General features: G+C 35.6%; 6 protein-coding genes. 2 read left to right on the forward strand and 4 right to left on the reverse strand.

Translation table 11 applies throughout. The annotated features are described in order from the left end of the window. Positions 1–13: 13 nt before the first annotated feature. Complete coding sequence (locus tag ACNQGB_RS14890) at positions 14–2,971, reverse strand: SusC/RagA family TonB-linked outer membrane protein (RefSeq protein ID WP_417946804.1); 2,958 nt, start codon at positions 2,969–2,971, stop codon at positions 14–16. 196 nt (positions 2,972–3,167) lie between these two features. On the opposite strand from ACNQGB_RS14890, the gene ACNQGB_RS14895 reads away from it, so the two are divergent. Next, positions 3,168–3,827: a ribonuclease HII gene (locus ACNQGB_RS14895; RefSeq protein WP_417946806.1), complete on the forward strand. Its 660-nt coding sequence runs from the start codon at positions 3,168–3,170 to the stop codon at positions 3,825–3,827. A 21-nt stretch (positions 3,828–3,848) separates the two neighbouring features. Here the strand turns inward: ACNQGB_RS14895 and lipB are convergent, their stop codons facing one another. The 3 genes from lipB to ACNQGB_RS14910 form a co-directional block, all read right to left on the reverse strand. Beyond that, the gene (gene lipB, locus ACNQGB_RS14900; RefSeq protein WP_417946807.1) at positions 3,849–4,553 is read right to left on the reverse strand and encodes a lipoyl(octanoyl) transferase LipB; all 705 of its coding nucleotides are present in this window, start codon (positions 4,551–4,553) and stop codon (positions 3,849–3,851) included. 277 nt (positions 4,554–4,830) lie between these two features. Beyond that, entirely contained in the window at positions 4,831–5,985 is a 1,155-nt protein-coding gene (locus ACNQGB_RS14905) for a glutathione-independent formaldehyde dehydrogenase (protein ID WP_417946809.1), read from the reverse strand. Positions 5,986–6,202: 217 nt separating this feature from the next. Next, positions 6,203–7,000: a hypothetical protein gene (locus ACNQGB_RS14910; protein ID WP_417946811.1), complete on the reverse strand. Its 798-nt coding sequence runs from the start codon at positions 6,998–7,000 to the stop codon at positions 6,203–6,205. A gap of 256 nt (positions 7,001–7,256) precedes the next feature. Here ACNQGB_RS14910 and lysS point away from each other — a divergent pair, with 256 nt between their 5' ends. Further along, on the forward strand, positions 7,257–8,966 hold the full coding sequence (gene lysS, locus ACNQGB_RS14915; protein WP_417946813.1) for a lysine--tRNA ligase: 1,710 nt from the start codon (positions 7,257–7,259) through the stop codon (positions 8,964–8,966). Positions 8,967–9,087 lie beyond the last annotated feature (121 nt).

The raw sequence follows: 9,087 nt of genomic DNA on the forward strand, positions 1-9,087 counted from the left end.
AATATTTAGTATTTTAGAAAGTTAATTTTACACCTAGTAAATAAGATTTTGATTGCGGTGGTGTAAAGAAAGCTTCACCTTGAACTTGATTACCAATTGAATTTGTAGTCTCCGGATCAACACCCTTTAACTCTTTCTTTTTTAAGGTATAAACATTTGTTGTAGTAGCGAAAATTCTAGCCGAGGTAAAGAATTTAGAATCCTTAAAAATAGCTGAACTTAAATTGTATCCTAAAGTAACATTATTGATCCTTAAAAAAGAACCATCTTTTAATTGAGCAGTCGATCTACGATTGAATATTGCTCTTGTTGTACTAGTCAAAGATGGAGCATATGCAATTTGACCTGGAGTAGTCCAATAATCTAAAACAGCAGTAGATTTATTAAAATCACCATTTAAATTATCTGTAAATGCCTGACCACCATCATAAATCAGGTTACCAACACTAAAGTTTGCTAAAACATTCAAATCAAAATTCTTGTAATTAAAAGTATTGGTTATACCCCCTGTAAAATCAGGATTAGCAGTTCCTACACGTACTCTATCAGAATCTGTTGGGGCTGTAGTCACGTTTCCGTTTACATCTAACCATTCTGCATTACCTGTTTGTGGATTAACACCAACATATCTAACTAAGAAAAATTCATTTATGGATGCACCTTCGATTGCTCTTTGATTTGTTAACCCAATAAATCTTTTTCCATCGGCACCAAAAGAAGCCCCTGGTAATTCTAGAACTTTATTTTTGTTGATTCCTACGTTAATAGATGTTTTCCATTTGAAATTCTTTGTATCTATATTTACAGTAGCAAGATCAAATTCTAAACCTTTATTTTCCATAGAACCTGCGTTAGCAGCAAGTACTGTAAAACCATTTGTTCCAGGAATTGGAACGTTCAAAATCAAGTCTGTAGTTTTTTTAATATATGCATCTACAGATAATCTAATTCTATTGTTAAGGAAAGCAACATCCAAACCTAAGTTAGTGGTTTTAGATTGCTCCCATCTGTATTCACTATTTTCAGGTTGAGTGTAATTAAAACCGGGAGTACCATTATACGCTCCACCAGTACCTCCAGTGTACAATGGAAAAAATGCGAAATCATTCACACGGTCATTACCAGTAGTTCCGATAGAAGCTCTTAACTTTAATTCAGAAAATAATTTTACATTACTCATGAATTCTTCATTAGAAATGTTCCAACCTCCTGATACGGCCCAAAACTCTCCATACTTTCTGTTTTCTGCAAATCTAGAAGAACCATCTCTTCTACCTGAAACCTCCACTAGATATTTAGAATCAAAATCATACGCTAATCTTGCAAAATATCCGTTTAATCTAGAGTTAAAAGTTCTAGAATCGGTTGTTGTTTTGGTAGCACCCGACAACACGTTTAACTGCAAATCTGATGCGAAACCAGTAGCTTCAACTGTTGCAGATATTATATCATTTTGCTCGTACGTTGAACCTAAAACTCCTGATACATTATGTTTTCCAAAAGCTTTCTCATAACTCAAAGTATTGGTAACAACATATTTACTTTGAAAAACAGTATTGTAGTACCCATAACCCGTAGGAGAATTGATATCTAGAGAACGCTCTTTTTGCTGCAGCGTTAATCTATCGATACCAAAATCAGCTTTGTATTTCAATCCTTTTAAAAGTTGAACTTCTCCAAATATGTTACCAAAAGCTCTTGATGTTTTAGACTCGTTAGTGTCTAATGCCTCAATAGCGACAACGTTTGGAATAAAACCAGGAAGCCTTACAAAATTACCCGTTGCATCATAAGGAGAAACCCAAGGACTTAGTAGGTAAGCAGCAGTTAATGGAGCAAAAACACTGTTTTCAGAACCTACTCTATCATTAATAACCTCACTGTACGAAAGATTACCACCAATTTTAATTCTTTCATTAACCTCTGTATTCAAAGATAATTTTGCATTCGTACTACTCAGATTATTTCCAACCATAAAACCCTGCAAGTCAGATCTTCCAAATCCAGCATAATAAGTAGTTTTATCGCTACCACCAGAAACAGAAACATTAGTTCCTCTTGAAACACCATCTCTTAGTACACCTGCTTGCCAGTCATAATCATTATTCAAAAAATTAACAGGATTGTCTCCTCTTAAAGTCTTAAATTTTCTGTACTGTGTACCATCCATCATCGACAATAAATCAGTTGCTTTGCTAACTGAAAGTGTCTGTTCGAAAGTAACTCGAGCTTGTTGATTTTTTTTACCGGTTTTAGTAGTAATTAAAATTACACCATTAGAACCTCTAGAACCATAAATAGCAGTTGCAGCAGCATCTTTCAAAACGGTTTGAGTTTCGATATCATTTGCATTGATCTCTAACAATGGGTTTAAAGCCTGCCCTCCTTGAGCATTTGTAAATAAACCATCACTCATAGGTACACCATCAATTACATATAATGGTCTACCACCTGCTGTAATAGATGCATTACCTCTAATTTTAACAACAGTAGCAGCACCAAGAACTCCAGATGATTGAACCACCTGAACACCGGCAGCTTGCCCCTGAAGCATTTGCTGTGGAGACAAAACAGTAAGATTGTCCATCGAAGCATTTTCTATTACTTTTTGTGATTGCGTTACTTTTTTTCTTTTCTGAACACCATATCCAACTACTACAACCTCGGTTAAGGCCTTAGCTTCGTCCTGCATGGTAACATTCATAGAACTTGTAGCACCTACAGTTCTAGTAATTTCATTCATTCCTACAAAAGAATAAACTAACACATCACCCGTTTTAGCTTTAATAGAATATTTACCATCAAAGCCTGTTTGCACTCCAACTTTAGTGCCTTTTACTTGAACATTTACACCAGGAACTGGTCCAGCACCATCAGAAACTGTACCCGTGATCGTTCTTTCTTGTGCAAACGCAAATTGCATGGACAAAGCCATTAGCAATGAAAAAATCCATTTGAATTTTGATCTCATATTAAATAATTTGAATTAGTTATTTGACAAAAATCCTAATAATATCTTAAAGAAACAAGACTTTTAGATAATTTAACAAAATATAATCAATAACAGATTTACATAAAAAAAACACATACTTCAATACTTTAATCTTACTACACTTATTAATGTAAGTATTTAAATATATAATCATATTTTTGTCAAAATTAATTTAATGTTAACATCCTTTTATTTAACACCAAATTTAGAAGCCGGAACTGATGAAGCGGGCCGCGGTTGTCTTGCTGGACCTGTTACTGCAGCAGCGGTGATACTTCCTGACTATTTTTTAAACAGCACACTAAACGACAGCAAACAGTTATCTGAAAAGGCACGTGAAAAACTAAGACCTATTATAGAACAACAATGCATTTCATTTGCTGTTACCCATCTTGAGCCTTTACTAATTGATGAAATAAATATTTTAAACGCCTCTGTAAAAGCAATGCAAGAATGTATATTAAAATTAGATCCTAGACCTGTCTCTATTATTGTAGACGGAAATAGTCCTTTTATAGCAAAAGGTGGCATAAAAAATCGTGGTGGTCGAATTTTTACAGCTGCTGAAATAGAAATTTTAAATTCAATACCAAATGCAAGTATTATTAAAGGAGATTCAAAATTTATGAGTATTGCTGCTGCTTCTGTATTAGCCAAGACCTATCGTGATGAATATATGAATACAATTCATGAAGAATTCCCCATGTACAATTGGAAACAGAATAAAGGGTACCCTACTAAGGAACATCGTGAGGCCATTAGAAAATATGGAGTAACAAAATACCACCGAATGACTTTCCGATTATTGCCAGAACAATATTCTTTTGATTTTTGATTGCTGATTTACGATTTTGATTTAAGATTTCTCGAATGTAGCTTCGAACAAATGAGTGAGATGTTTCAGGATTTTATCTTTCACTTCTATTTCATTTACTTTTTCGGCTCCAAGTTCCACATTCAATGAAGTTACTGCTTTGCCTCGAATGCCACACGGAATGATATTATCGAAGTAACCTAAATCGGCATTTACGTTTAATGCAAATCCGTGCATAGTTACCCAGCGGGAAGCACGAACGCCCATGGCACAAATTTTTCTGGCAAATGGCGTACCTGCTCCTAACCAAACTCCAGTTTCGCCCTCGCTCCTACCGCAAATGATTCCGTATTCTTGCAACGTAAGAATAATAGCTTCCTCCAGAAAGCGCAAGTATTTGTGAATATCCGTAAAAAAATTTTCTAAGTCTAGAATAGGATAACCCACAATTTGTCCTGGTCCGTGATAGGTGATATCACCGCCACGATTGATTTTGTAAAAAGTTGCTCCTTTGGTTTCTAGTTGCTTTTCGGATAAAAGTAAATTACTTAAATCACCGCTTTTCCCTAAGGTATATACGTGCGGATGCTCCACAAAAAGAAAATAATTTGGAGTTGGTAATTCAAGATCTTCTCTTCGATTTCGAATTTTTAAATCGACGATTCCTTTGAACAATTCTTCTTGGTATTCCCAAGTTTCCTTGTAATCTTTTGTTCCTAAATCTTGAAGTTGGATGATTTTATTCATTTGTCATTACGAGGAACGAAGCAATCTCATTTCGTTCACTTATTTTTGAAGTACAAAGGTACAAAGGTTTGAAATACGAATGTTGAATAATGAATTAGGAATTTTTAAATTATGAAAATTAAACCCCAAATTATATTTTACCAGAACAAAAAAATGGATAATTATAATCCACTTGTATAGAATTATTATTATCCATTTAATTACTAACTAACACGGCACGAAACAAACACTTAAATCGGTAGAATATGTTGTGCAAAATCTTCAAAACATTTAAAATTTATTTTTTAGCATTTATCATCTCTGGTTTCAGTAACACCTTCGTCCATCCTTTATCGCGGGCATCGAAATGCTTGTAAGCATCTGGAGCCTCGTCTAATGAAAGTTCATGCGAGACAATTAATGATGGCCTTGCTTTACCAGCAGAAATCAAGGTAGAAAGCTGACGGTTATAGGATTTGACATTTGCCTGCCCTGTTGCTATTCGCTGTCCTTTCATCCAGAATTGACCAAAATCAAAATCCATGTGGCCTTCTTTTTGTAATTCCTCTTTAGATTTAGGATCTTTAGGAACAAAGACCCCTACAACACCTATGGAACCAGTTGCTTTTACGGCCTGTACAAGTTCGTTCATGGTTACATTTGAATGTTCCTTACCATGTTTATCACAACACTGGTACCCTACACATTCGCAACCTCTGTCGGCACCCATACCGTTGGTGAGTTCCAACACTTGCTCTACTGCTGACCCTTTTGAGAAATCAATTGCAATAGCGCCCAATTCTTCTGCAAGCTTCAACCGATCAGGATGATTGTCTACCACCATAATCTTACTGGCACCTTTGATACTTGCCGAATGTGCTGCCATTAGTCCAACGGGACCTGCACCATAAATCACCACAGAGTCACCAGGTTTTACACCAGCCAATTCCGTCGCATGATATCCTGTTGGAAAAATATCCGATAACATCACATAATCATTTTCCTTCTCTACGGCATCTTCTGGCAATTTGAGGCAATTAAAATCACCATGAGGCACCCGAAGGTATTCGGCCTGACCACCGCTGTAAGGACCCATCCCCGCAAATCCATAGGCAGCACCCGCGGTTCCCGGATTCATTGTAAGACAAAAACCCGTTAAGCCGCTTTCGCAATTTTGACAATGACCGCATCCAATATTAAATGGAAGACAGACCATGTCCCCTACTTTAATCTGAGTTACGGCTTTTCCAATTTCGACTACCCTACCCATATTTTCATGTCCTAAAATTTTGCCGGCTTCCATATCGGTTCTTCCTTCGTACATGTGAAGGTCGGATCCGCAAATATTTGTCGTCGTTATTTTAACCAGTACGTCCGTCGGCTGCTCAATTTTGGCATCCGGCATTTCTACGACCCTCACATCGCGGGGACCGAAATAAACAAGTGCTTTCATAAGATCATTATTTAAATTATTTTCTATTTACCTGATTTTGAACCATTACGATTTGAAAATTTGCTCTTTATCAAATATAGATTATATATTCGCCATCGTTTTTATAGAATTATTAATGATCTTTACATAATTATTACTATTAAATCACGCTACTTCTTCATGCCTCAATAGGATTAGATTTAATTACTAGATATTTCATATTTTTTTAAATAAAGTTTTAATTGACTTCATTTGTTTCCAAAACCACCTCCAGATTGGTGCTTTCGGGATTTTGCAGACAATCTGATAAAAGAAATTGCAATTCCAGTGATTTTTTGTCTTCGCTAATTTTTGCTTTTAGATTTGAAAACGACTTTATTTTTCTAGGGAAATGGTATTTCAAAATATAAGGCTGAATGATTTTAAATTTTGAAAAGCGAGTTTTCAATCCTTCGATTTCTTCTTGCTGCTTTTTTAATTCTACTGCATCTGTAATTTTGACAATTCTTTTAAATGTAGTGCCGTCAAAAGTAAAGCTGACACTGTAATAATGTTCTTCGGCAACCAATGCGTAATTATTCTCGATGTCATCTGCGTATTCCTCGGTTTTGTATAAATCAGCTACTTCGGATATTGTAGTGAAATTTTGAGTTATAGTTGTGCGGAATTCTTTGTCGAATGAGCTTTTCTTATTGTGTACTTTTACCTTATTGAATTTTTGAAAAATGGCTTTTTCAAGTGCTGGCAATCTGGAAAACGTTTCGTAATGCTTTGCTATCAATTCCTGAAAAACGTAGGTGGTATCCTTAAAAATTTCTTCCTTAGAATATTCTTCACCCATAAGCTGCATGTAACTTTGTTCTTCACGAAGTCTACTAATTTCAATTTTTCCAGTTCCGTCTTGGTTCAAATGGATGGTTTCTGTTACTTGGCAACTGTTTAGAAAGATGAATAGAAATAACACACTATATTTTTTCATTTGAATATTTGCAAAATGATTTGGTTTCAAATATACATTATTTGTACTATTTTTCATGTTCTTTTGAAAATAAAAATTGTACCATAGCCCCGATTACTTCACTATACATTTATTTTAATCGGAGTTCAGTGAACTTCGTTTGCAGCGGCATCCTTTTTTTCTTGTTTTTTTTTGAACAAGAAAAAAAGATAGAGCTAATAGCGGGACAAATCGTCTTGAAAAAACGAAATATTATGCTTCAAAAAACGATACATTTTAAACTTTAAATTTAAAAACTTATATAGTATCTTTGCGCTCTTAAAATCAGCATAAAATGGCATTATCCGAACAAGAAATATTACGCAGAGAAGCACTTACCGAATTACGCAATTTAGGCATTGAGCCTTATCCCGCAGCCGAATTTATTACAACCGCGTATTCTAGCGAAATCCTAGCCGATTTTGAAAAATATGAGGGGAAAGAAGTTGTTTTAGCTGGCCGATTGATGGGAAAACGCATCATGGGAAAAGCTTCGTTTGCTGAATTGAAAGATGCTGAAGGCCGAATTCAGGTGTATGTTTCTAGAGATGATATTTCAACTGATGAGGAAAAAACAATGTATAATGTGGTTTTCAAAAAACTATTGGATATTGGCGATTTTATTGGAGTTCGCGGAACGGTTTTCAAAACGCAAGTAGGAGAAATATCGGTTCATGTTTATGGATTGACGGTTTTGGCAAAAGCCTTGAAACCGCTTCCAGTAGTAAAAACAGATGCCGATGGAAAAACCTATGATGCCTTTGCCGATCCGGAACAACGTTACCGCAGACGTTATGTAGATTTAACGGTAAACGATCACGTAAAAGAAACGTTTATTAAACGCACCAAATTATTTAATGCCATGCGTAGTTTCTTTAATGATGCGGGATATCTAGAGGTAGAAACACCTGTTTTACAGCCTATTCCTGGTGGTGCTGCGGCGCGACCTTTTATTACACATCACAATTCGCTTGATATGCCTTTGTATATGCGTATTGCGAATGAGTTGTATTTAAAAAGATTGATTGTTGGCGGATTTGATGGCGTGTATGAATTTTCGAAAAACTTCAGGAATGAAGGAATGGATCGTACGCACAACCCTGAATTTACTGCCATGGAAATATATGTAGCCTATAAAGACTACAACTGGATGATGAAATTCACGGAAAACTTACTCGAACATTGCGCTGTTAGTGTAAATGGAACGAGCGAAGCTACTTTTGGCGAACATAAAGTAGACTTTAAAGCACCTTATGCCCGCGTAACAATGACTGATTCTATCAAGCACTTTACTGGCTTTGATATTTCTGGAAAAGATGAAACCGAATTGTTTGAAGCGGCAAGAGGTATGGGAATTGACGTGGATAAGACCATGGGGAAAGGAAAATTGATTGATGAGATTTTTGGTGCTAAATGCGAGGGCAATTATATTCAGCCCACTTTTATTACTGATTATCCAAAAGAGATGTCACCACTTTGCAAGCAACACCGCGATAATCCCGAGCTTACAGAACGTTTTGAATTAATGGTTTGTGGAAAAGAAGTAGCCAATGCCTACTCTGAATTAAACGACCCTATTGACCAAAGAGAACGATTTGAAGAGCAAATGCGTTTGTCTGAAAAAGGAGATGATGAAGCAAACGGAATTATTGATGAAGATTTCTTGAGAGCATTAGAGTACGGAATGCCACCAACTTCTGGATTAGGAATAGGAATGGATCGTTTGATGATGTATTTGACAAACAACTCCTCTATTCAGGAAGTGTTATTATTCCCTCAAATGCGTCCTGAGAAAAAACAGGTTAAAATTGAATTAGAAGAAGATGAGAAATTGATTGTTGTTTTATTACAAAACAACAACAACCAAATGGAGTTTGGCGCACTAAAAATGGCCTCTGGATTGAGCGGTAAAAAATGGGACAAAGCTATGAAAAACTTATCATCTATGGGATTGACTGAAGTAGTTGTTGAAGGAGATGTTAAGGCCTGTCGATTGAAAGAGTAATTTATTTTATTGTCTTGTCCTGAATAACCGATACAGATTATTAGATAAAAATATTTAATTAAACACTTGCAAAAACGTTTTTGCAAGTGTTTTTTGTTTTATATGTCCTCATTTTAATTTG

This window comes from Flavobacterium frigidum, assembly GCF_048286795.2.